The organism is Pseudoalteromonas porphyrae (assembly GCF_001298125.1).
Lineage (GTDB): Bacteria > Pseudomonadota > Gammaproteobacteria > Enterobacterales > Alteromonadaceae > Pseudoalteromonas > Pseudoalteromonas neustonica.
In genome coordinates, this window is the sequence record NZ_LHPH01000067.1 from 1 (window position 1) to 1,008 (window position 1,008).

Consider the following 1,008-nt stretch of genomic DNA (forward strand, 5'->3'; position numbering starts at 1 on the left):
TCACAACTCAGTGTCATGACTTTATCGCGGTTGTTATCTGCATAGTCGCGATATTTAAAGCTCACTGACTGCTCATTCGCTGACACTAATCGCGATTCTGACATCACGCCTTTTCGGGTATAACGCGCAAGGTAACTCACTAGCTTTTCACTGTACGTTAAACAAGCTTTGCTATACACGCACCACTTTGTTGGCGTGTTTATCTTCGCGAATGAACTATCGCATTCATTGAGCGCCGCCAGCATTTTMCCTCTAAASACTGTTGATAAYGCTTTAACKGGGTATAAATAACCTTTTTCTATTTCATGCCAKTGCGCTTTATCAAGCGCACCTGCGGGTATCAAGCAATGCAGGTGAATATGCTGGCTTAAGTTCTGCCCCCACGTATGCAGTACGCTTGTCATACCTAACTGACCATGCCTCTTTCGTTTCGCAAATTTGCTCAGCGTTTGCCATGCGGCTTTAAATAAACATTGGTACAACGCACTTGGGTTGTAGTGAGCAATGATATTCAACTCATGAGGGAGCGTAAAAACAAGGTGGAAATACCGACACGGTAATAAATCCTCTTGTTGTCTTTGCACCCATTTAGCCGTGGCCATACCTTGGCAACGTGGGCAATGCCTATCTCGACAACTACATCCAATTTGTTGTACTTCACCACAGCTATCACATTGCCATGCTTGGTAATGTGATAGCTGTTCTGCATGATTGAAGGTGTTGGCAGACACGTAACTGCTGATAACTCATTATGTGGTGCTGCCGATAATTCCCAAGGCCAGAATTTAAAATATCAGCGAGGTGCAAGCCGCTCATTGGTTTCCCCAACTTGCGAGTAAATCAATGCCACCATGCCCTAATTCAGGTAACCAGTGTAAGTAACTTTGCGTGGTTCTAATGTCACTGTGACCAAGCTGGTGTTGCAGTTGATGAAGTGGCATACCTGATTCAAGTTGATGTGTTGCATAAGCATGGCGTAAGGCATGTGGATTACAGTGCGCTAAACCA

General features: G+C 44.7%; 2 protein-coding genes. Both read right to left on the reverse strand.

The annotated features are described in order from the left end of the window. On the reverse strand, positions 1-731 hold a 731-nt coding region (locus ADS77_RS21155; protein WP_235575841.1), incomplete at its 3' end, for a transposase. A gap of 81 nt (positions 732-812) precedes the next feature. After that, positions 813-1,008, reverse strand: a 196-nt coding sequence (locus ADS77_RS21160; RefSeq protein ID WP_152960662.1) for a tyrosine-type recombinase/integrase, incomplete at its 5' end; no start/stop codon positions are given.